Source organism: Methylobacterium sp. NEAU K (genome assembly GCF_030700285.1).
In the GTDB taxonomy this organism is placed as follows: Bacteria; Pseudomonadota; Alphaproteobacteria; order Rhizobiales; family Beijerinckiaceae; genus Methylobacterium.
Window position 1 is genome coordinate 23,981 of sequence record NZ_JAUYZJ010000030.1, and the last position, 19,965, is coordinate 43,945.

At 70.8% G+C, this 19,965-nt stretch carries 22 protein-coding genes; 10 read left to right on the plus strand and 12 right to left on the minus strand.

The genetic code is table 11. The features are described from left to right. The first annotated feature begins 9 nt into the window (after positions 1-9). On the plus strand, positions 10-1,203 hold the full coding sequence (locus tag Q8W67_RS20605) for a GNAT family N-acetyltransferase (protein ID WP_305549432.1): 1,194 nt from the start codon (positions 10-12) through the stop codon (positions 1,201-1,203). Here the strand turns inward: Q8W67_RS20605 and Q8W67_RS20610 are convergent. Both Q8W67_RS20610 and Q8W67_RS20615 read right to left on the minus strand, forming a co-directional pair. Next, a complete protein-coding gene (locus Q8W67_RS20610; RefSeq protein WP_305549435.1) occupies positions 1,139-1,495 on the minus strand; it encodes a hypothetical protein in 357 nt (118 codons plus the stop codon). The genes Q8W67_RS20605 and Q8W67_RS20610 overlap by 65 nt on opposite strands. 8 nt (positions 1,496-1,503) lie before the next feature. Continuing rightward, positions 1,504-1,731: a hypothetical protein gene (locus Q8W67_RS20615; RefSeq protein WP_305549438.1), complete on the minus strand. Its 228-nt coding sequence runs from the start codon at positions 1,729-1,731 to the stop codon at positions 1,504-1,506. 158 nt (positions 1,732-1,889) lie between these two features. Here Q8W67_RS20615 and Q8W67_RS20620 point away from each other — a divergent pair, with 158 nt between their 5' ends. Further along, positions 1,890-2,153 (plus strand): hypothetical protein, encoded by a 264-nt coding sequence (locus Q8W67_RS20620; RefSeq protein WP_305549449.1) that lies wholly within the window; start codon positions 1,890-1,892, stop codon positions 2,151-2,153. A gap of 42 nt (positions 2,154-2,195) precedes the next feature. Here the strand turns inward: Q8W67_RS20620 and Q8W67_RS20625 are convergent, their stop codons facing one another. Continuing rightward, a complete protein-coding gene (locus Q8W67_RS20625) occupies positions 2,196-2,648 on the minus strand; it encodes a tRNA (cytidine(34)-2'-O)-methyltransferase (protein ID WP_305549452.1) in 453 nt (150 codons plus the stop codon). 176 nt (positions 2,649-2,824) lie between these two features. Between Q8W67_RS20625 and Q8W67_RS20630 the strand changes: the two genes are divergently transcribed. Beyond that, positions 2,825-3,319 (plus strand): PRC-barrel domain-containing protein, encoded by a 495-nt coding sequence (locus Q8W67_RS20630; RefSeq protein WP_305549455.1) that lies wholly within the window; start codon positions 2,825-2,827, stop codon positions 3,317-3,319. A 118-nt stretch (positions 3,320-3,437) separates the two neighbouring features. After that, entirely contained in the window at positions 3,438-4,019 is a 582-nt protein-coding gene (locus Q8W67_RS20635) for an SCO family protein (RefSeq protein WP_305549458.1), read from the plus strand. A gap of 11 nt (positions 4,020-4,030) precedes the next feature. On the opposite strand, the gene Q8W67_RS20640 is transcribed toward Q8W67_RS20635, so the two are convergent. Then, a complete protein-coding gene (locus Q8W67_RS20640; protein WP_305549461.1) occupies positions 4,031-4,669 on the minus strand; it encodes a PilZ domain-containing protein in 639 nt (212 codons plus the stop codon). Between the two features lie 220 nt (positions 4,670-4,889). Beyond that, positions 4,890-5,489, minus strand: coding sequence for a PAS domain-containing protein (locus tag Q8W67_RS20645; protein ID WP_305549464.1), 600 nt, complete (start codon positions 5,487-5,489; stop codon positions 4,890-4,892). A 395-nt stretch (positions 5,490-5,884) separates the two neighbouring features. Here Q8W67_RS20645 and Q8W67_RS20650 point away from each other — a divergent pair, with 395 nt between their 5' ends. Next, on the plus strand, positions 5,885-6,706 hold the full coding sequence (locus tag Q8W67_RS20650) for a rhomboid family intramembrane serine protease (protein ID WP_305549467.1): 822 nt from the start codon (positions 5,885-5,887) through the stop codon (positions 6,704-6,706). Positions 6,707-6,837: 131 nt separating this feature from the next. After that, positions 6,838-7,269 carry a CBS domain-containing protein gene (locus tag Q8W67_RS20655; protein ID WP_305549470.1) on the plus strand — a complete coding sequence of 144 codons (432 nt, stop codon included), beginning with the start codon at positions 6,838-6,840 and terminating at the stop codon, positions 7,267-7,269. Positions 7,270-7,309: 40 nt separating this feature from the next. Here the strand turns inward: Q8W67_RS20655 and Q8W67_RS20660 are convergent, their stop codons facing one another. The 4 genes from Q8W67_RS20660 to folE all read right to left on the minus strand — a co-directional run bounded on the left by Q8W67_RS20660 (position 7,310) and on the right by folE (position 11,246). Next, positions 7,310-8,881 (minus strand): alkaline phosphatase, encoded by a 1,572-nt coding sequence (locus Q8W67_RS20660; RefSeq protein ID WP_305549473.1) that lies wholly within the window; start codon positions 8,879-8,881, stop codon positions 7,310-7,312. 61 nt (positions 8,882-8,942) lie between these two features. After that, complete coding sequence (locus tag Q8W67_RS20665; protein WP_305549476.1) at positions 8,943-9,926, minus strand: patatin-like phospholipase family protein; 984 nt, start codon at positions 9,924-9,926, stop codon at positions 8,943-8,945. After that, a complete protein-coding gene (gene hisI / locus Q8W67_RS20670) occupies positions 9,923-10,345 on the minus strand; it encodes a phosphoribosyl-AMP cyclohydrolase (protein ID WP_305549479.1) in 423 nt (140 codons plus the stop codon). The genes Q8W67_RS20665 and hisI overlap by 4 nt, the downstream gene beginning before the upstream one ends. 64 nt (positions 10,346-10,409) lie before the next feature. Next, positions 10,410-11,246, minus strand: coding sequence for a GTP cyclohydrolase I FolE (gene folE, locus Q8W67_RS20675; protein ID WP_305549482.1), 837 nt, complete (start codon positions 11,244-11,246; stop codon positions 10,410-10,412). 250 nt (positions 11,247-11,496) lie between these two features. On the opposite strand from folE, the gene Q8W67_RS20680 reads away from it, so the two are divergent. The 4 genes from Q8W67_RS20680 to Q8W67_RS26895 all read left to right on the plus strand — a co-directional run bounded on the left by Q8W67_RS20680 (position 11,497) and on the right by Q8W67_RS26895 (position 13,306). Beyond that, positions 11,497-11,940 carry an iron-sulfur cluster assembly scaffold protein gene (locus tag Q8W67_RS20680; protein ID WP_305549485.1) on the plus strand — a complete coding sequence of 148 codons (444 nt, stop codon included), beginning with the start codon at positions 11,497-11,499 and terminating at the stop codon, positions 11,938-11,940. A 67-nt stretch (positions 11,941-12,007) separates the two neighbouring features. Further along, positions 12,008-12,361 (plus strand): membrane protein insertion efficiency factor YidD, encoded by a 354-nt coding sequence (gene yidD, locus Q8W67_RS20685; RefSeq protein WP_305549545.1) that lies wholly within the window; start codon positions 12,008-12,010, stop codon positions 12,359-12,361. A gap of 457 nt (positions 12,362-12,818) precedes the next feature. Continuing rightward, complete coding sequence (locus Q8W67_RS20690; RefSeq protein ID WP_305549488.1) at positions 12,819-12,989, plus strand: DUF3606 domain-containing protein; 171 nt, start codon at positions 12,819-12,821, stop codon at positions 12,987-12,989. Next, positions 12,989-13,306 (plus strand): DUF2934 domain-containing protein, encoded by a 318-nt coding sequence (locus Q8W67_RS26895; protein ID WP_370693918.1) that lies wholly within the window; start codon positions 12,989-12,991, stop codon positions 13,304-13,306. Before Q8W67_RS20690 ends, Q8W67_RS26895 begins: the two co-directional genes overlap by 1 nt. 245 nt (positions 13,307-13,551) lie before the next feature. On the opposite strand, the gene Q8W67_RS20700 is transcribed toward Q8W67_RS26895, so the two are convergent. The 3 genes from Q8W67_RS20700 to glcF all read right to left on the minus strand — a co-directional run bounded on the left by Q8W67_RS20700 (position 13,552) and on the right by glcF (position 19,951). Then, positions 13,552-14,796, minus strand: a complete 1,245-nt coding sequence (locus tag Q8W67_RS20700) for a methyl-accepting chemotaxis protein (RefSeq protein ID WP_305549491.1) — start codon at positions 14,794-14,796, stop codon at positions 13,552-13,554. Between the two features lie 201 nt (positions 14,797-14,997). Next, positions 14,998-18,003, minus strand: coding sequence for a ribonuclease E/G (locus tag Q8W67_RS20705; RefSeq protein ID WP_305549495.1), 3,006 nt, complete (start codon positions 18,001-18,003; stop codon positions 14,998-15,000). Positions 18,004-18,622: 619 nt separating this feature from the next. After that, the gene (gene glcF / locus Q8W67_RS20710) at positions 18,623-19,951 is read right to left on the minus strand and encodes a glycolate oxidase subunit GlcF (RefSeq protein ID WP_305549498.1); all 1,329 of its coding nucleotides are present in this window, start codon (positions 19,949-19,951) and stop codon (positions 18,623-18,625) included. Positions 19,952-19,965: the final 14 nt, after the last annotated feature.

The following is a 19,965-nucleotide window of genomic DNA, read 5'->3' on the forward strand; positions in this document are numbered from 1 at the left end:
GGTCGCGCCATGCCGGCCACCGTGCCCCTTCCCGGCGGCCTCGTGGCGGCGGTCCGGCCCCTCGTCCCCTCCGCCGCCTGGATCCCGGCCTGGCGGTCCCTCGGCGCGGCGGCCCTGGTCCCGAACCCGTTCTACGAGGCCGGATACGCGCTCGCCGCGCGAAAGGGCTTCGGTGACGGCGTGCGGCTCCTGATCGTCGCCGACCGCCCCCCGGAGGCGCCGGGGGCGCGGCTGCTGGCCGCCTGGCCGTTCCGCAAGTCCTGGTGGCGCTGGGGCGTGCCGCTGCCGGTGCTGACGGGCTGGACCCACGGCTACTGTCCCTTCGGGGCGCCGCTCCTCGACGCCGCCGACCCGGAAGCCGCGCTCGCCGGCCTGCTCGCAGCGCCGCGGGTGCTCGGCTTGCCGCCGCGTCTCCTCCTGCCGAACGCGCCCGCGGACGGCCCACTGGCCGGTCTGATGGCGCGGCGCAGCGTCCGGTGCGCCGCCTACTGGCCCCATGAACGAGGCTTGCTCGACGTGACCGGCCGAGCGACGCAGGCGCGAGAAACCTATCTCGACCATCTCTCGGGCCAGCGGCGGCGCAAGCTGCGTCGCGCCCGCGCGCGCCTGGAGGTGGAAGGTCCCGTCACGCTCGAGATCCTGGATGCGCCCGCCGCCCTCGATGGCGCCTTGGACGACCACGTCGCCCTCGAGGCGGCCGGCTGGAAGGGCCGGGCGGGCACCGGCCTGGGGCAGCGGCCGGAAGAGGTCGCCTTCCTGCGGGCCGTCCTGGCCGATCTCGGGGCCGCAGGGCGCGTGCGCGTCGCCCGCCTGCGCCGGGCTGGCCGGACGCTGGCCTCCCTGATCCTGCCGCTCACCGGATCCGAGGCATGGGTCCTCAAGATCGCCCACGACGAGGCACAGCCGGAGGCCGCACCCGGGGTGCAGCTCGTCCACCGCCTGACCGAAGCGGCGGTCGCCGGCCAGCTGGGGATCGACCGGATCGATTCTTGCGCGCCGCCGGACTTCGCCCTCGGCTCAACCTTCTGGACGGAGCGGCGGACGATTGCCCACCTCCTGGTCGAGGCGGAGCGTGACCCGCTATTCCCGGCGGCCCAGGCCCTGGAGCGCGCCCGCGAGCGCGTAGCGCGGGCGCGCCTCACCAGCCGAAGCGGGCGATCTGCGCCAGCCGCGCCCGCGTCGCCGCGTCGTCCCGACCGATGAGCGCGATCCGCTCGGACAAAGCGTAGCAGGTCGCGCAGAACGGCAGCTGCACCACCGGGATCCCGTCGCTGTGCCCGTGGCCGACGGAGGCGATCAAGCAGGCCATGACCGGCTCGTCTGCCGGCGTCCCGAGGCAGTCGGCCCGCGGGCTGCCGAAGGCCGGGTGGTTCGGCCACGTGAGCAGGAGCGTCGTACCGCCGCGCCGGTCCGGGGCCGGGGGTAGGGTGTAGCTGCGCAGGAATAGCGCGCAGGCCAGCAGGACAAGCCCGGGAAGGATCAGCGCGGTGCGCATGGCTCGGCTCAATCTCCAGCGTCGAAACGGCTGCGGAAGAACACCTCGCGGCCGGCCCCGTCGATCACCCGCACGGCCTGGGCGGGCTCGCCGGATCTCTGCGGGACCCGGGCGCGGGCGAACAGGCGCAGGGCCCGCTCCTGCGCGCTCTCCAAGCTGCCGACGCGCACGGAGATCCGAGTCTGGACCTCGTCCGCGTCCGGTCCGAGGACTTCAATATGGAAGGTCTCGCGCAACGGCACCCGCCTGATCAAGGGCGCCCGCTGCCGGAACGGCTCCGGTCCGGCGAGAGAGCGCGGCAAACCACGTTTTGGAGCCGAGTCCAATTGCAACGCGATCGGCGGCGGCTCTAAGAGGACCAGCCCGACATAGGGGAGATTTTTCGGGGAGTCCCGTGGACCCGCTCAAGGCCGCCGCCGCGACGATCGTCTGCCTCGCCCTGTTCTGGCTGGCCTTCCGGCTGACCCGGCGGCTCGTCGACATGGCCATCGCGGGGGGCTACGCAGAGGAGCGTCGGCGCCTCGCCGAGGAGGCCCAGGATCCTTCGGGTGCCGCTCCGCAGGCCTCGGCCATCTGCGCCACTGCGCCGAGCTCGGCGGCCCGCAGCGATCCATCGCCCGCCTCGGTCAGCATCGCGCAGGGTATGCGTGCGGAGTAGGGACGGTCGAGGCGCCCCCGGGATGGGCGCCACGCGTCCGGATCAGCCGCCCGTCTGCCGGAGGGCCTCGCCGGCGATCATGGCGGCCGCCACCGCGACGTTGAGGGAGCGCAGGCCGGGCCGGATCGGCACCACGACCCGGGCATCGGCCGCAGCGTGGACGGAGTCGGGTACGCCGGCCGATTCGCGCCCGACCATCACGCAGTCGTCCGGGCGGAACGCGAACTCCGTGTAGGGCACGGCACCGGCCGTGGTGGCGAGTACGAGCCGCAGGCCGGCCTCGGCCCGCCACGCCTCGAAGGCCGCGAACGCACGGTGCCGGGTGATCGCGACATGGTCGAGATAGTCGAGGCCCGAGCGGCGTAGGTGCCGGTCCGAGACGTCGAAGCCCGCGGGCTCCACGATCTCCACCGCGAAGCCGAGGCAGGCGGCCATGCGCAGCATCGTGCCGGTGTTCTGCGGGATATCGGGCTGGTAGAGGGCGAGGCGGAGCATGGGAGCAGCCTTGTGGTGCTCGGGCGCCCCGCCGTCAAAGCCCCGGATGGTCGCCGCTCAGCCGGCAACGGGCTGCGCAATCCCGGGCGTGCGATGAGAATTGGCGGAACTTACGCTGCGCCAGAGCCTTAAGGCCGCATCCTGTCCGCGGCCCTTCGTCCGAAAGTCCTGACCCGATGCGCACCCCGCTCCTCGCCTCGGCCCTCCTGCTGGCGGCCCTCGCAACTGCCTCGGCGCAGAATGCAGGCCCAAACCCGGATGGCAGCAGCCCCGCGGCGCCGGTGCCCGGTCAGCCCGCCACGATGGCCGACAACCTCCGCCCGACCTTCGTGGCCCAGACCGCCGACGATATGGTCGCCAGCAAGTTGATCGGGGCGAGCGTGACCAACGCTGCCAACGAGACGATCGGGCAGATCGCCGATTTCGTCCTCGATCAGAAGGGCAGCGTAAAGGCCTGGATCATCGGGGTCGGCGGCTTCCTCGGGCTCGGCTCGAAATACGTGGCCGTCGACCCGTCCGTGCTGAAGCTCGACCGCACCGACGGCAAGTCGCTGCAGGCGCGCATCGACACGACCAAGGACCAGCTGAAGGCCGCGCCGGAATACGTCTACCTGGGCAAGGAGCCGCCGAAGGGCGCCGCGCCCGCGGGGGAGCCGGCGCAGAAGCCCTGACGGGTTCGCGCGACCGCAGGCCCGCGGGTCCGACAAACAGCCGGCGGCACGCTGCAGGCTTGCCACCGCGCGCCGTTCCGTGCTGTGCCAGTCACCGCACGGAGGTCGGAACCGAGACATGCGCCGCGCCCTGATCCCGCTTCTCGCCTTCTGCCTCGGCCTCGTCGGCATCACCGGGGCGGCGGTGTTCGCGTTCATGCCCGACCGGGCGCCGGTGGGCGTGCCGGGGGTTGGCGGGCCGTTCACCCTGGTCGATGAGGACGGGCGCAGCGTCACCGAGCGCGACTTCGCCGGCGCGACGCATCTCGTGTTCTTCGGCTTCACCCATTGCCCAGACGTGTGCCCGACGACCCTGCAGCAGGTCTCGGACGTGCTCGCCGCCCTCGGTCCCAAGGCCGGGCGAATGCGCGTCGCCTTCGTCACCGTGGATCCCGAACGCGACGATCCGGCCAGCCTGAAGACCTACCTGTCGAGCTTCGATCCGCGCATCACGGGCCTCACCGGCAGCCCCGAGCAGGTCGCCGCCGCCGAGAAAGCATACCGCGCCTACGCCCGTAAGGTGCCCGGCAAGGATGGGGACTACACGATGGAGCACACCGCGATCGTCTACGTGATGGACGCGCAGAACCGCTTCCTCGGCGCCCTCGACCTCTCGCGCCCGGCGGAGGAGACCGCGGCGCAGCTGGCCAAGAAGATCTGATCCGCCGGATTCTACAGCGTCATCCCGGCATGGAAGCGATCTGGGGAGAGCGGCAGCAGGAACTGGACGCCGAAGCCGCCTTCGAAGTAGCGCACCAGCCGTCCCGGGGTGCTGCCCACCGTCACGGCGGCGCCGAGCGGGAGCGAGACAGAGCTGGAGATCGCGACGCCCGACATCGAGATGTCGATGAGCCGGGCGTGGATCTCCCGGCCGCCGTCGAGGCGCAGGACCACCGCCGTCTGGGTCGGCACGAGACGCTCGTGGGAGCGCCCCTCGGGCAGCCCCAGGATCTCCCGGTTGGCAAGCCAAGTGAGCTGGGACGCGATCTTGTCGCGCTTGCGCGGCGTGGCGCTGAGCTGAACCGCGAAGCCCCCCGTGCTGTGGCGCGCGATGATGCCCTCGATCCGGCCGATATGCTCCAGGTAGAGCACGACGCGTTCGCCGACCTCGCCCACCACCGCGCAGGTCAGGCGCACGCCGCCCGGCGACATGTCCACAGTCTGGCAGGGATATTCCCGGCGGTCCGCCAGCATGTAGCGCCCGAGCACGGCGACCCGCACACGCTGGTGGCGGCGCTGGTCGGCAGCGTTGCGCCCCGCGCTGGGCGCGCCGGCTGCATCCCTCCAGGCGGTGGCGTCGACCGCGATCATACCGACATGGGTCCTGCGCCGTGACAATCGGAACCGCAGGCTAGGCCGGGACCGTTACGAAAGCCTTGTTCCCGGTGCAGGCTTTATCGACCTTATCAAAATATCGCTCTGTGGCGCCCTGTCGTCGATCACGCACATGACTTGAGGATCTCCCTCTCGTCTGTCCTGGGCAAGCAACCCCAACGCGCGAGCGTCGGACAAGGCGTCCCGAACCAAGACCTCAGGCGCGGCCGCCCGCGTGGACGAGAAGGTGACCCCGGCGCACCGGGCCGGGAGAGCCGGCGCTTGCGCGGATCGCCGGCCGTGCCGGCAGCGTCGCCTCGCTCCTGCGCCCGGGAAGGATGCGCAGAGAGGTGGTCTCCGCCTGCACCAGCGGGCGCAGCCCGATCCAGTGGGGCGGGCTCTCGAGGCTCAGGGTGCCGAGCGCCCGGACCTGCATGCGGCCGCGGTGGCGCAGCGGCAGGAGCAGGAGTTCGAGGTCGACCGCCTCGCCGGCCGTGTTCGTGCCGCGCAGGCCAGCCACTACCCCGAGGGTGTCGCTGGCGACGATCTCGACGATGCGCCAGGGATCCGGCGCCTGCGCGCCCCACAACCCTGCGAAGGTCTCGCCTTTCAGCTCCCGGCCGTAGAGGGCGCAGACCCGGGTGCCCGCTAGCCGGACGGTGGCCGAGCGCTCGGCCATATCGAGCTCCAGGATCAGGCTGTCGGCGAGCAGGTGCCGGATCTCGCCCGGCTCGATCTCAGCGCGTTCGGGCGCGGCGCGCTCTCCGCGCAGACGCTCCCAATAGGCATGAAGCATGCGGCTCGTGGGATGTTTCATCGGTGTCCCGATTTGATACGCCTGTTGCCCGTCCCCGGATCGACTTGGCACATCCGCGGGGGACGCGCCGCCTTTCCGGGGCGATCTCGGGCTCAAGGCGCATGCGGCGTGCCGCCCGGCGCGGGACATTCTCTCCCGGGTGGCCTCCTCTCCCGGGTGGCCTCGGCTGGGCCGGTTACGGGCACCGGTAGGCCGCGGGGCATCGACCTGGGGCTCGTAATCGCCGGGGGTCTTCGCCACGCTGCCGCCGATATGATTTTCGTGACGCTGCGAGCAGATTGCCCCTCGGACTCCTGACGCGCCGCACTGCTTTGGGTCCTGCGGCCCGGTCCGATAAGGCTTCAATACGTCGCCGGGACTTGCCCGAACGCCCGTCGCCCCGACATGGTGCCGGAATGGATGCCTCCCCTGAATTTCCGCGCCAGAGCCGCGTGCCCGTCTTCAACATGCCGGGGGTGGTGACGCTCTCGATCGGGCTGTTGATGGCGATCCAGGCGGTGCGCGCATTCCTGCTGCCGGACACCCTCGACATCCAGGTCGTCCTCGACCTCGCTCTGGTGCCGGCCCGCTGGACGGTGTGGTTCGATCCCGACAAGGCGGTCGACGTGATCCGTGCGGCGGCCGGGGCGGGCGACGCTGACATGGAGGCCGCCCGCGAGGCGTTCGCCCGCTATATCGTCTCCGAGCACGCGCTGCAGCCCTGGACGCTCGTCACCTATGCCCTGCTGCACGGCTCCTGGATGCACGTGGTCTTCAACAGCGTCTGGCTGGCCGCCTTCGGCTCGCCGGTGGCCCGGCGCTGCGGCGCGTGGCGCTACGGGGCGATCGCCCTGGCGGGCACCGCGGCCGGCGGCGTGCTGCACGTGCTGATCGATCCCTTGAGCGCGGGGCCGCTGGTCGGCGCCTCGGCGGGGATCTCGGCCCTGATGGCCGCCGCCGCCCGCTTCGTTTTCCAGCCCCCCGCCTCCGGCTACGAGGGGCCGCCCTGGCAATTGCCGCCGCGTCGGCCTGTCGAGACGATCCCCGAGCTTCTGCGCAACCGGACGGCGGTCGCATTCCTGGCGATCTGGCTCGTCACCAACCTGCTCTTCGGCCTCGTCAGCGTGCCGCTCGTCGCCGAGAACGCCGCCATCGCGTGGGATGCCCACCTCGGCGGCTTTATCGCGGGTTTCCTGCTTTTCCCGCTGCTGGATCCGCGCGACCGGGTCCGGCGCTGAACACCTTGCCAACACGACGGTTCGGTCACACACTCGCCACAATGTGAACGAGCCGGGGTCTACCCGGACGACAGCGCAACGCGGGCGCCGCGGGCTGACGACGCATCAGACGCGTCACAAGGGAGAGAGCCATGAATGTCGCACGCATCCTCGCCGAGAAGGGCACTTCCGTCGTCACCGTGAGCCCCGACAAGACCCTCGAGGACGTGATCCAGATCCTGGCCGAGAAGCGCATCGGCGCCCTCGTGGTCGCTCATGCCGACGGATCGGTGGCCGGCGTCATCTCCGAGCGCGACATCATGCGGGCGCTCGCCCAGCATGGGGGCGCGACCTTCGACGCGCCGGTCTCGGCCCATATGACGACCGCGGTCACGACCTGCGGCAAGAGCACCTCGATCGAGGAGGTGATGGAGCTGATGACCAAGGGCCGCTTCCGCCATGTGCCGGTCTGCGAGGGCGGCCGCCTCGTCGGCCTGATCTCGATCGGCGACGTGGTCGCGCGCAAGATCGCCAGCGTCGAAGCCGAGCATCAGGCCCTGCGCGACTACATCACGACGGCCTGAGCCGGCTTCGCTCCGCGAGGATCCGTGAGGCCCATGGGCCTCAGGCTTTCGCGGGATCGAGGGTGACGTGCCAGAGGTCGGTGTCGGCCGCGTCCTTGAGTGTCACGGTCATCTGCTCGGTGGCGCCGTCGACCGCGACGTGGCCGAAGAACTGGTAGCCGGCTGCCGGAGACAGGTTCACCTGTCCCTTGTCGGGCGCCTTCACGTAGCGCAGCTGCGGCCCGAACGTGTTGTCCAGGGCGTTGGGGCCGAAGGTGCCCGCGTGAAGCGGCCCGGAGACGAACTCCCAGAACGGGTCGAAATCCTGGAACTGCGCCTTGTTCGGGTCGTAGTAGTGGGCGGCCGTGTAATGCACGTCGGCCGTCAGCCAGACCGTGTTGCGGATGTTCGCGCGCTTGATGAACCGCAGCAGGTCGGCGATCTCCAACTCGCGCCCGAGCGGCGGCCCGTCGCCCTGCGCTACCGCCTCCGAGCCGAAGTTGCGGTCGGTGTCGTAGGTCACCACGAGGCCCAGGGGCATGTCGGCTGCGATGACCTTCCAGGTCGCCCGTGAATCGGCAAGCGCCTGCTTCAGCCAGGCGAGCTGCTGGGGCCCGAGAAAGTAGGAATCGGGGCCGTAGGCCGTCTGCCGGTTCTCGCCGTTCGGGCCGCGGTAAGAGCGCATGTCGAGCATGAACACGTCGACCAGGGGCCCGTAGGCGATCTTGCGATAGACGCGGCCGGGCTCGGCCGGCTCGAATCGCATCGGCATGTATTCGTGGAAGGCGCGGGACGCGCGCAGCTGCAGGGCCAGCACGTTCGGGTCGGTGTATTTCTTCTTCAGGTGCTCGGCCCGGGTGAGCGGCTCGCCCGGCCACCAGTTGTTGGTGACCTCGTGGTCGTCCCACTGCGCAAGGATCGGCACGGCGGCGTTCATAGCCAGCACGTTCTTGTCGGTGAGGTTGTACTTGTGGCGGCCCCGGAACTCGGCGAGCGTCTCGGCGGGCTTCGACACCTCCTCGGTGACACGGTTGCGCCACAGGCTGCCGTCCGGCAGCTTCACCTCGGCCTGGATCGGCCCGTCGGCGTAGATCGTGTCGCCGGAATGGATGAAGAAGTCCGGCCGGTTCCTCAGGATCGCGGAGTAGATCGTCATGCCGCCGCGGGCCTCGTCGATGCCCCAGCCCTGGCCGACGGTGTCGCCCGACCAGCAGAACGAGACTGATCGCCGGTCCGCCGGCGCCGTGCGGAACCGCCCGACCTCACCCGGTCCGACGATCGTGGGTGCGGCGACGTCCTGGAGCCTGACCCGGTAGAACACGTCCTGTCCCGGTGGCAGCCCGGTCAGCGCCACCTTCACGGTGCCGTCGGTCTCGGGGAGCGCATCGGCGAAGACCCCCCCGCGGATCTCGGAGAAGCTCTCGGTGGTCGCCCACTCGATGATCGCCCGCGCCGGCCGGTCCGAGCGCGCCCAGACCACCGCCGAATCGGTACCGACGTCGCCGGACTGGAGTCCGTGGGTGAGCATCGGCCGATCGGCGGCCCGGCTCAGGCCGGGGCGGGCGAGGCCGGTCGCAATCCCGACGAGGCTCGCACCCCCGGAGAGAAGGATCTGGCGGCGGCTCGCATACATTGGAAGTCCTCAAACCTGTTGAGGCCTCCATCGCAAGTGGTCGCGACAGCCGCGTGACATCCTACGCGCGCGCGGCGGCACCTTTCAGGACGGCGCGGATCCGGGGCAGGGCCGCCCGGGCGGCCCTGTGCCCGATGGCGATGCCTTCGGCCGCCTTGTGGAAGTCGAACAGGCCGAAATCCGCCACGTCCGGGCCGATGGCCACGTCCGGCGGGTCGCGCTCCAGCCGCGCCCGGGAGATCCGGTCCTGCGTGATGTTGAATGCGCCGAGCACCACCCGGGCGATGCCGGGAACGGGAATTTCGGGCTCGGCGCGGTCGAAGCCCGGCAGGCGCCCGCGTACCACCTGGAAGAGGCTGCGGCGCGGGACCGGCGCGGGCGCCTCATGGACGACCGGGCCGCCCGTGTCGCCATTGAGGTTCACGCAGATCACGAGATCGGCCCCGAGCGCCCGGGCGAGCGCCACCGGCACCGGGTTGACCAGCGTCCCGTCCATCAGCACGCGCCCCTCGTAGGTCACCGGGGGAAACAGGCCGGGGATCGCGTAGGAGGCGCGCACCGCCTCGACCGCCGGGCCCTCGATCAGGCTCACCTCCTGGCCGCTGCCGAACTCGGTGGCGACGCAGCCGAAGCGGATCGGCAGGTCCTCAATCCGGCGCGCGCCGAGATCGGCGAACAGCCGCTTGCGCAGGCGGTTGCCGGCGATCAGGCCGGAGCCCGGCAGGCGCGGATCGATCAGCCCGACCACCCGGCGCTTGGTCAGCGCCCGGGCGAAAGTTTCCAGGCGGTCGAGGCGCCCGGCGGCATAGCAGGCGCCGACCACGGCGCCGATGGAGCAGCCCGCCACCACGGTCGGATGGATCGCGGCCTCTTCCAGCGCCCGGATCACCCCGATATGCGCCCAGCCTCTGGCCGATCCGCCGCCCAGCGCGAGCCCGACCCGTGGGCCGGTACTGGGCACCGGCCGGACCGGCTCGACGGTCCCGGGACGGAAATGGGGCACGGCCTGACCATCTTGCCGCTTCGCGGCAAGAGTCGGGCTCATGGGCTGGCAGCCTTCAGGGCGACGCCGCCCTCCGCGGACCGGACCACGCTGCGGTAGAAGCAGGCCCGCCGGCCGGTGTGGCAGCAGCCCCCGTCGCCATCGACCTCCACGCGGATCAGCAGCGCGTCTTGGTCGCAATCGACCCGCATCTCGACGATGCGCTGGATCTGGCCGCTGGTCGCGCCCTTGTGCCAGAGTTCCTGCCGGGAGCGCGACCAGTACCAAGCCTCCCCGGTCTCGATCGTGCGCGCCAGCGATTCGGCGTTCATGTGGGCGAGCATCAGCACCCGCCCGTCATGGGCGTCGACCGCGATGCAGGCCACCAGCCCGTCCCGGTCGAATCGCGGGGTGAAGGCCGTGCCTTCTTCGAGCTCGGCGCGGGTGCCGGGGGGATCGAAAGCGCTGTCGCTCGCGGTCATGGCGCCGAAGGGAGGTCCCGGGAATCTGGCTGGAGGCTACGGGGCGAAGGTTACGGGGTTGAGACTACTTGCCGCCGCCGCGCACCAGGGTCAGGAAGCGGACCTGTTCGCTGGCGTCGTCCTTGAACACGCCGCGGAACTGGCTGGTGATGGTCGAGACCCCGGCCTTCTGCACCCCGCGCATCGCCATGCAGAGATGCTCGGCCTCCACCATCACGGCGACGCCGCGGGGCTTGAGGATGCTCTCGATCACGTCGGCGATCTGGGCGGTCATGGTCTCCTGCGTCTGGAGGCGGCGCGCGAAGGTGTCGACCACCCGGGCGAGCTTCGAGAGCCCGACGACGCCGCGGGTTGGGTAATAGGCGATGTGCGCGAGGCCCATGAACGGCACCATGTGGTGCTCGCAATGGGAGTAGAATGGGATGTCGCGCACCAGCACGATATCCGAGTAGCCCTCGACCTCCTCGAAGACGCGGGCCAGCAGGGCCTCGGCGTCCATCACGTATCCGGCAAACAGCTGCTCGTAGGCCTTTGCGACCCGGGCCGGGGTGTCGCGCAGACCCTCGCGGGCAGGATCGTCGCCGGCCCAGCGCAGGAGGGTGCGCACGGCGGCCTCGGCCTCGGCGCGGCTCGGCCGGCCGGTTTCGATGCCCTCCGGCACGCGTGTGGCGGAGGCCGGCTCCGGTGCGACCTCGAGCGGCACGGGATGGCCGTTGCCGACCGGACGGTTGTCGTCGCGCATGCCCGTCAGACCTTGCCCCAGACCCTGCCCATCGACACCGTTCCGGTGCAAATCGTGCCCATCGCTGCGGTAGGACAATGATTTAAGCGCGGCATCCATGGCATCTCCGGCCCGCGCCACACGGGACTTCATCGTGGTGCTGTCAGGCTTGGCGTACATCGTCGGATCGCGTCGGGCTTGGAGGGATGATCCCGGGCTCGAACGGATTCGAGCCGGCGCCCCGGTTGGACTGAGCCTAGGGAACTACCTTGGCCGTGGGCGCGACCCTGGTCGATCGGTCGCCTCCTCGCGAAGCGACCGTGTGTGGCCTATATCATTGTTCGCGAGGCAACACGCAATGCGCGCGCCGCGCGGCAGATTCCCGATGGGCATAATCCGGAGGGGAAGTGCGCACCCGGCCGAGGACCTGATGCTCGACGACATCTACAACCGCCGTATCCTCGAACTTGCCGCCGACATCCCCCGGCTGGGCCGCTTGGCCCATCCCGATGCCAGCGCCACCGCCCATTCGCGCCTCTGCGGTTCGACCGTGACGGTCGATCTCGTGCTCGGCGATGACGGCCGCGTCGCCGACTTCGCCCAGGAGGTGCGGGCCTGCGCGCTCGGCCAAGCCTCCTCGTCGCTGATGGGCCGATACGTGGTCGGCGCCTCGGAAGAGGAACTGCGCGGCGTCCGTGAGACCATGCGGGCGATGCTCAAGGAGAACGGCCCGGCGCCCGGCGGGGCCTGGGCGGACCTCGCGGTTCTGGAGCCGGTCCGGGACTTCAAGGCGCGCCATGCCTCGACGTTGCTGACCTTCGACGCGGTGGTCGACGCCCTCGACCAGATCGCGGCCAAGCGGCAGGCCGCTTAGGCTTTTGATCGATCGCGGGTCTCCGACGCGAAACCGCGAGGCACTTGTGCGGAACCTGCTCGGGGACATGATCCGGTACGCCGCTCACTTGGCGATCCGCACCTACCAGCTGACCCTGTCGGGGCTGATCGGTCGCCAGTGCCGCCACTGGCCGAGCTGCTCGGAATACACCGATGCAGCCATAACCCGGCACGGGTTCTGGCCGGGCGCCTGGATGGGGTTCTCACGGATCTGCCGCTGCGGGCCCTTCGGCACGCACGGCATCGATCTCGTGCCGGAACGGCTGCCGGACGGGGCGACCTGGTACCGCCCCTGGCGCTACGCCCGTTGGCGTGGCGTCGAGGCACCGCCGTCACCATTCGCCTGCGAGGCTGTGGCCGAAGGACCCGGCGATGGAATGCAGCCGCGCCAGACGCCTTGATCCTGGATCGCCGGGCGCGCTTATTTCCCGTGAAATAGGCATAGCGCAACTTCGCCGAGGTGGTCGTCGGCGCGGCGTGAGAAGACGCGCTGGCGGAGCGAGCCGTGCGACGCTCTGCGGCTCTCGGATCTTCAAATCCCCGGCAAACAGGTTCTCGCCGGGCCTTTCCGGCTCGGTCCGTGCGATTCGGGATCGAAGATCCCGCAAGGGGCCTGCAGAGGCCGTCGCCGCGCCTCATCCTGAACCTTCCAACGATTCGGGCTGCGCGACCTGCCGGAACGGCCGCGACCATCGCGGGCTCGGTTCTGCTGCCCGGATCGATCGCGCAGCGATCCGTCCGTTGACGCCCGCCGATCCCGCCGCGCCCGGGGGGCGGCAACCGAACACGCCGACCCCGGTTGTCCCTTCAGAGAGCCCGGCACGGCCGCGGCCTACCGACACTCAGAGCGCGTGAACCATGTCGACCGGATTCCGAGGCAAGACGCATATCGACATTTACGACCGGGCTGTGCGCGAGGAATGGGCGCAGCGCTTCGGCGTCAGCGAGGAGCGGCTGCGCAAGGCCGTCACCATCGTCGGGAGCCGGATCACCAGCGTTGCCGCCTATCTCGACAAGCCGGCCTCCTGATGCGGCCGACGGCGTCGGAAACCGGTCTCGGCCTTCACCCATCCCCGGAGCCCTTCGCTCCGGGGAACCAGCCTCGTCCTCCCCGGTCATCGACCGCGTGCGACGACAAATCACCGAACATCCCGACACGGACGCCGGACGCGATTCCGTTCGAGCAGATCCGTGAGCGCGCCTACGAGCTTTGGGAGCGCAATCACCGCCCGGAAGGGTTCGAGATCGAGTTCTGGCTGTTGGCCGAGCGGGAGCTACGCAAGGAGCGCGACCGCAGGAAGGCCGCCGACGGACTGACGTCCCAAGCCAACCCCAGGACGACATAACGCCCCCCGGTTGCTGGGGAGGCCTTCGCGCGGCGCGCAGTGCGGCCGAGCGGTGCGCATGCGGACCCAGCCGGACAGTGGCCGGACCAAGCGTTGCGCTGACGCTCGTCGCGGCCTCGGTCGCCGGCGCAGCCCAGCCGAGATCCGGCCGGCATTCGAGAGGCATCCCCGGAGATCCGGCCAGCGCGTGCGACGAGGTCGCCCGCGTAACCCGAATCGGCTTGGTCGACGCTAGAACCCGACCTTCAGGCCGCGGCGGCCGACTGCGCTTCGGCCAGGGCCGCCTCGAAGGCGACGAAGGCCGCGGTGGCCTCGTCCCAGGCGTGGGCGCGGACATGGCGGGCCAACGCCGCGGCTTGCTCCCGGGCCTGCGTCAGTGCCGACTCCACGGCGGCCGGACGGGCCGGATTGGCAGGAATGCCCACCGGGGGCGTATCCACGGACCGCATTCCGACCAGGGTCGCCGCCATGGCACGGCGCCAAGCGGCGCAGTCCGCCGGGATGCGGGCGATCCGCAACTCCGCCTCGGCTCCGGTCTGCCGGTCGAGCAGGTCGCGGCCGAGCTCCTCGATCCGGTCGAGCTGGCCCAGCGCATCGCCGATCTCCCGGCGGGACTTGTCGGTGCCTTCCGCGATGCGGCCCACACTCCGGGCGATCTCCCCGGTGGCCTGGATCTGCTGGCTCATGATCTCGGAGGCATCGCGCATCTGCGCCGCCACGGTGGCGACGGCGCCGCTCTCCGCCTCGACCCGGAGGTTGGCCCGCTCCATGGCGGCGGCGCCGGTCTCGACCGCGCTGCGGCTGCGCGTGACCGCCGCCTGCATCGCAGCCATCTCCTCGCGCAGGCTTCCCAGCCGGGCGCGGATCTCGTCAGTCGCCTTCGCGGTCTGGGCGGACAGGACCTTCACCTCGGCGGCCACCACCGCGAAGCCGCGTCCGGCCTCGCCGGCCCGAGCCGCCTCGATGGTGGCGTTCAGCGCCAGAAGGTTGGTCTGCGCCGAGATCGCCGCGATGGTGCCGGCCATCTCCTCGATCCGCAGGGCCGCCGCCGAGAAGCTGTCGAGCCGGCTGCCGATCTCCTCGGTGCCCTGCTCGATCCCGCGCATACCCTCGGCCGCGCGCTGGAGGTCGCCGACGCAGGTGGCGATGCCGGAGCGGGCCGTCTCGGCCGTCTCGGCCGCGGACGACGACCGGGCGGCGATCTCGCTGGTGGTGGCGGCGAGTTCCTCGCTGGCCGCCGCGATCAGGCGCGCCTGCTCGGCGGTGCCGGCGGCATCGTTCGTAAGCCAGCCGATCGAGGTGCCGGCATCCGAGGCTGCGGCCGACAGGCGCGCCTGGAGGGTCAGAAATTCGCGGTCCAGAGGAGGAACGGACGCGCCCGGCAGGGCCGGCTCCGCGGGCACCATGACGGGCGGTTCAGCCGGACTGAAGGCCGTGACCGCGGCCCCAACCATCTCCGGGTTCGGGCGCTTGCGGCGCAAACTGAACATGCGGGACTCCTCCGAGCGACGATTCGGGAGCTTTATTCGCATGGAATCTTCAACCGAAGATGAAGGATAAACCCAATCCTACTTCAGCTGCGAGACTGTCAGCGCTTGCGGGCCGTGCTCCTGCGCCGGACGCCGCCGATGCGTCGGAGGGCATAGCGCAGGGCGCTCCCGGACGAAACCGTCCGCGAGCGCCGCTGCTTCTCACTCGCCCGTCAGGGCAGCCTTGGTGCGGGACCACCAGCCGGCGCGCTTCGGCCGATCCGGATCGGAGGGGGGCGTCAGCACCACCGCCACGGGCTCGGGCGGTGGTGCAGCCACTGCGGTCGCCACCTCGAGTCCGGCTGCCGCCTCGGCGGGGGCGTCGGCCGGCTGCGCGACGTCCGGTGCGGCCGCAACCGTCAGCTCGACGGCGGTCTCCCTCCGGGGCGTCGACGGTGCGGCCTCGACCGCCTCCGCCACGGCCTGCGCGCTCACCGGCTCCTCGGCCGACAGGGCGACCGCATCGGGTTCCGCCTCGGCGGAGCCCTCCGCTTCGCCCGACTCGCGCGTGCGGCCCTCCGCGCGCCCGCGACCGCCCCGGCGTCCGCGGCGACGGCGGCGTCCGCCGTCTTCCTCGGTCCGGGCAGCCTCGTCTGGGCCGGCGACGGTCTCGTCGGACTCGGCGGCTACGGGGGCTTCCGCGGGCTCACCGGCATCGGACATGCCCTCGGCACCGCGCTCCTCGTCTTGGTCGTCAGCGTCCCGATTCTCGCCGTCCAAGCGGCCTTCCTCGGATTGGCCGTCCTCGGCGCGACCATCCTGGCGGCCGCCGCGACGACGACGACGGCGGCGGCGGCGGCGGCCGTCGCCTTCCTCGCGCGCCTCGGCGCCGCCTTCCTCGGCCTCGCCCTCGGCTTCCACCTCGGCCTCGTCGCCCTCTTCGGTCTCGTCTTCGTCCTCGAACTCCATCGCGGGCGAGATCGCCTGTGCGCGCACGCCCGTCACCGGGCCTTCCGCGCGCTGGGCCGGCTCGCCGCGGTCGAGTTGGAATGCGGCGGTGACCGCCAGCCGCTCATCGGCCGCGATCGTGATGGTGACGCCGAAGCGCAGCTCCAGCTCGCGCAGGTGCCCGCGCTTCTGGTTGAGGATGTACAGCGCCACCTCGGTGCGGGTGCGCAGGATCAGGTTGTGGGAGGCCGACTTGAGCAGCGCCTCCTCGATGGAGCGCAGGATGTGCAGCGCCACCGAGGCGGTGGCGCGCACGTAGCCCGAGCCGCCGCAATGGACGCACGGGATCGAGGAGGATTCGAGCACGCCGGTGCGGATGCGCTGACGGCTCATCTCCAGGAGGCCGAAGGGGGAGATCCGGCCCACCTGGATGCGGGCGCGGTCGTTCTTCAGGCACTCGTTGAGCTTCTTCTCGACAGCGCGGTTGTTGCGCTTCTCCTCCATGTCGATGAAGTCGATGACGATCAGGCCCGCGAGGTCGCGCAGGCGCAGCTGGCGGGCGACCTCCTCGGCCGCCTCCATGTTCGTCTTGAGCGCGGTGTCTTCGATGTCGTGCTCGCGGGTGGCACGACCGGAGTTTACGTCGATCGAGACCAGCGCCTCGGTCGGGTTGATCACGAGGTAGCCACCGGACTTCAGCGAGACATGGGTGGAGAACATCGCGTCGAGCTGCTGCTCGACGCCGTAGCGGGCGAAGATCGGCGTCGGGTCACGATAGGGCTTCACGACCTTGGACTGGCCGGGCATCAGCATCCGCATGAAGTCCTTGGCCTCGGCATAGGCCTCCTCGCCGGAGACCAGCACCTCGTCGAGGTCCTTGTTGTACAGGTCGCGGATGGCGCGCTTGATCAGTGAGCCCTCCTCGTAGACGAGCGCCGGCGCCATCGAGGTCAGGGTCAGCTCGCGGACCGACTCCCACAGGCGCATCAGGTACTCGAAGTCGCGGGCGATCTCGGGCTTGGAGCGCGAGGCGCCGGCGGTGCGCAGGATCACGCCCATGCCGTCCGGCACCTCCAGGTCCTGAACGACCTCCTTCAGGCGCTTGCGGTCCGCGGCCGAAGTGATCTTGCGGGAGATCCCGCCGCCGCGGCCGGTGTTGGGCATCAGCACCGAGTAGCGGCCGGCGAGCGACAGGTAGGTCGTGAGCGCAGCGCCCTTCGTGCCGCGCTCCTCTTTGACCACCTGCACCAAGATGATCTGGCGGCGCTTGATCACCTCCTGGATCTTGTAGTGGCGGCGGTAGTGGCGGGGCCGCTCGGGGATCTCCGCGAGGGCGTCGCCGTTGCCGCCGACCTGAGCGATCCTGGGCTCGGCGTCGGGATCGTCGGAATCCTCGTCCGACTCGTCCTCGTCATCCTCCTCTGAATCGTCCTCGTCGTCCTCCTCGTCGGAATCCTCGTCCTCCGACTCCTCCTCATCGACCACATCGTCGGCCTCGCCCGTCGAGGACCCGCCCGGGCTCGAGGCCGCGGCGATGTCCTCGGCGACGGTCTCGGCCGGTGCGTCGGCCACGGTCAGCGCCTCGGCCACGGCGACCACGGTCTCGGGCTCGACCGTGCCGTCGTGCTCAGCGGGCGGCTCGGGCTGGGCCTCGGAGGGCGTGCTGGCGCCCTCGGCGTGCGCCGGGATGTCCCCGGCCTCGACCTCGGAAGCGAGGGCCTCCTGCACGGCCTCGGGGTTCTCGGCGAGGGCATCGGGCATTCCCGCCGCATCGGCTCCGGCCCCCTGCACCTCGTCGCGACCCTCGACCTGGAAGGACATCGAGCCCTGCAGGTGTTCTGAGTCCTGCGGGTGCTCTGACCCCTGCGAGGCCTCGGAGGCGTCTTCGACGCTCACGGTCTCATCGGAGCGGGTGCGGGCCTCGGCCCGGCGGCCGCGGGAGCGGCGCGGCGAACGGCGGCGTCGCTCCTCGCGCTCGCGGTGCTCCTCGGCATCGCGCGCCTCGTCCTCGAGCAGCGCCTGCCGGTCGGCGAGCGGGATCTGGTAATAGTCGGGGTGGATCTCGTTGAAGGCCAGGAAGCCGTGGCGGTTGCCGCCGTACTCGACGAACGCTGCCTGGAGCGACGGCTCCACCCGGGTGACCTTGGCGAGATAGATGTTGCCGCGCAGCTGCCGCCGGTTGGCGGCTTCGAAATCGAATTCCTCGACCCTAGACCCGTGGACCGTGACGACCCGGGTCTCCTCCGAGTGCATCGCGTCGATCAGCATTTTGTTGGCCATGTCGGACTCTCGGCATGGCGGCCGACGTCGTTCTCCGTGCCCGTGGTCCCGGCGGCGCCCCGTCCGACGTCAAACCTGTCGGGCGCGGTACCGGCCTCGTCGCCGAGGCGGCTGGGTTCGAGGGGAAATTGCCGTCAACCGCCGTTCGGCGCCCTGGGCGCCTGGGGTTGAACCTGGCCGGGAGGAGTGACGGACCGGTGCGACGCGTCTCTCGCGCCTCCGGGGCACGCGCAGCGCCATGCTGGGCCGTGCGTCCGTCCATCCTGGTCCCGACCTCGCGAAACAATCTCGGCCGGATGGGACCGGCCGTGAATTCCTGGGTGCGGCGGAGGATCTCCACCGCGTCGTTCGACACCTGCCCGATCGGCAAAGACACCCGTCGTCGCCAGACGGGCCGAAACGGCCCGTCGCGACGCCGCGCCCGGTTTCTCGAAGGAACTCGGCCGCGTCCGCGGGCCGTTGCGATGGCCGGCGGGACCGGAGAAGGGTCGATATCATTACAGACCGCCGCCGGGATTTGGCAAGGGTCAAGAGCGGGACGATGTCACGGGATCGTCACGGCGACCGTGCGCCGGCGTGGCGCATCGCGGTCGATCGGAGCGGACATCCGCCCCGGATCCTATTCCGCTGCCTCGAGCCGCGGCGCCACTCCGGCGAGCGCGGCCGGCTTGGGCCCGCCGGTCGCCCAATCCAGCAGCTCCACCGTATGCACGATCGGGATCCCGGTGCCTTTCCCGATCTGCGTGGCGCAGCCGATATTGCCGGTGGCGATCACATCTGGGCGAACGCGCTCGATGTTGGCGACCTTGCGGGCGCGCAGCTTCGCCGCCAGCTCGGGTTGCAGGATGTTGTAGGTCCCGGCCGAGCCGCAGCAGATGTGCCCCTCCGGCACGTCCTTCACGGTGAACCCGGCGCGCTTGAGCAGCGCCTTCGGCTCGGTGCGGATGCCCTGTCCGTGCTGCATCGAGCAGGCGGAGTGGTAGGCCACCACGAGGTCGCTCTCGGTGGTCGCCGCGAGATCGAGCTGCGCCACGTACTCGGTGATGTCCTTGGCGAGGACCGAGACCCGTTGCGCCTTCTCGGCATAGGCCGGGTCGTCGCGGAACATGAAGCCGTAATCCTTGATCGTCGTGCCGCAGCCCGAGGCCGTGACCAGGATCGCATCGAGGCCCTTGGCGATCTCTGCGTCCCAGGCGTCGATGGTCTGCCGGGCATGGGCGTGGGCCGAGGCCTCCTTGCCCATGTGGTGGGTCAGTGCCCCGCAGCAGCCTTCCTCGGCGTGGACCACCTCGACCCCGTGGCGGTTGAGCAACCGGATCGCCGCCGCATTGAAATCCGGCCGCAGCACGCTCTGGGCACAGCCCCGCAGCAGGGCGACACGCTTGGCCGCCTGCCCGCTGCCCGATGGGAACCGGCCGGGCCGGTTCGTGGGCTCGCGGCCGGGCAGTCGCGCCGGGGCAAGGTCGAGCATCGCGGCGAGCGGGTTCCCCACCCGCGGCAGTCGCGCCACGAGCCCGCGGAACGGGGCGCCGAGCTTGGCGGCGATGAGCGCCAGCCGGAAGCGGTTCGGGTAGGGCAGCACCTGCGCCAGCAGGGCGCGCAGGAACCGGTCTCCGGCCGGGCGCGCGAAGGTCGCCTCGATATGCGCGCGGGCGTGGTCGACGAGATGCATGTAATGCACCCCCGACGGGCAGGTGGTCATGCAGGACAGGCACGAGAGACAGCGGTCGACGTGCTTGACCACCTCCTGTGAGGCGGGCTTGCCGCCCTCCAGCATGTCCTTGATCAGGTAGATCCGCCCGCGCGGAGAATCGAGCTCGTCACCGAGCAGCAGATAGGTCGGGCACGTCGCCGTGCAGAAGCCGCAATGCACGCAGGTCCGCAGGATCTTCTCCGACGCCGCCATGGCGGGGTCGGCGAGCTGGGCGATGTTGAAATTGGTCTGCACGATGCCTTCCTGCT

Coding starts and splice junctions, on each gene's coding strand:
- Q8W67_RS20605 (WP_305549432.1), top strand. CDS start 10: ATGCCGGCCACCGTGCCCCTTCCCGGCGGCCTCGTGGCGGCGGTCCGG.
- Q8W67_RS20610 (WP_305549435.1), bottom strand. CDS start 1,495: ATGCGCACCGCGCTGATCCTTCCCGGGCTTGTCCTGCTGGCCTGCGCG.
- Q8W67_RS20625 (WP_305549452.1), bottom strand. CDS start 2,648: ATGCTCCGCCTCGCCCTCTACCAGCCCGATATCCCGCAGAACACCGGC.
- Q8W67_RS20630 (WP_305549455.1), top strand. CDS start 2,825: ATGCGCACCCCGCTCCTCGCCTCGGCCCTCCTGCTGGCGGCCCTCGCA.
- Q8W67_RS20635 (WP_305549458.1), top strand. CDS start 3,438: ATGCGCCGCGCCCTGATCCCGCTTCTCGCCTTCTGCCTCGGCCTCGTC.
- Q8W67_RS20640 (WP_305549461.1), bottom strand. CDS start 4,669: ATGATCGCGGTCGACGCCACCGCCTGGAGGGATGCAGCCGGCGCGCCC.
- Q8W67_RS20645 (WP_305549464.1), bottom strand. CDS start 5,489: ATGAAACATCCCACGAGCCGCATGCTTCATGCCTATTGGGAGCGTCTG.
- Q8W67_RS20650 (WP_305549467.1), top strand. CDS start 5,885: ATGGATGCCTCCCCTGAATTTCCGCGCCAGAGCCGCGTGCCCGTCTTC.
- Q8W67_RS20655 (WP_305549470.1), top strand. CDS start 6,838: ATGAATGTCGCACGCATCCTCGCCGAGAAGGGCACTTCCGTCGTCACC.
- Q8W67_RS20660 (WP_305549473.1), bottom strand. CDS start 8,881: ATGTATGCGAGCCGCCGCCAGATCCTTCTCTCCGGGGGTGCGAGCCTC.
- Q8W67_RS20665 (WP_305549476.1), bottom strand. CDS start 9,926: ATGAGCCCGACTCTTGCCGCGAAGCGGCAAGATGGTCAGGCCGTGCCC.
- hisI (WP_305549479.1), bottom strand. CDS start 10,345: ATGACCGCGAGCGACAGCGCTTTCGATCCCCCCGGCACCCGCGCCGAG.
- folE (WP_305549482.1), bottom strand. CDS start 11,246: ATGTACGCCAAGCCTGACAGCACCACGATGAAGTCCCGTGTGGCGCGG.
- Q8W67_RS20680 (WP_305549485.1), top strand. CDS start 11,497: ATGCTCGACGACATCTACAACCGCCGTATCCTCGAACTTGCCGCCGAC.
- yidD (WP_305549545.1), top strand. CDS start 12,008: ATGATCCGGTACGCCGCTCACTTGGCGATCCGCACCTACCAGCTGACC.
- Q8W67_RS20690 (WP_305549488.1), top strand. CDS start 12,819: ATGTCGACCGGATTCCGAGGCAAGACGCATATCGACATTTACGACCGG.
- Q8W67_RS26895 (WP_370693918.1), top strand. CDS start 12,989: ATGCGGCCGACGGCGTCGGAAACCGGTCTCGGCCTTCACCCATCCCCG.
- Q8W67_RS20700 (WP_305549491.1), bottom strand. CDS start 14,796: ATGTTCAGTTTGCGCCGCAAGCGCCCGAACCCGGAGATGGTTGGGGCC.
- Q8W67_RS20705 (WP_305549495.1), bottom strand. CDS start 18,003: ATGGCCAACAAAATGCTGATCGACGCGATGCACTCGGAGGAGACCCGG.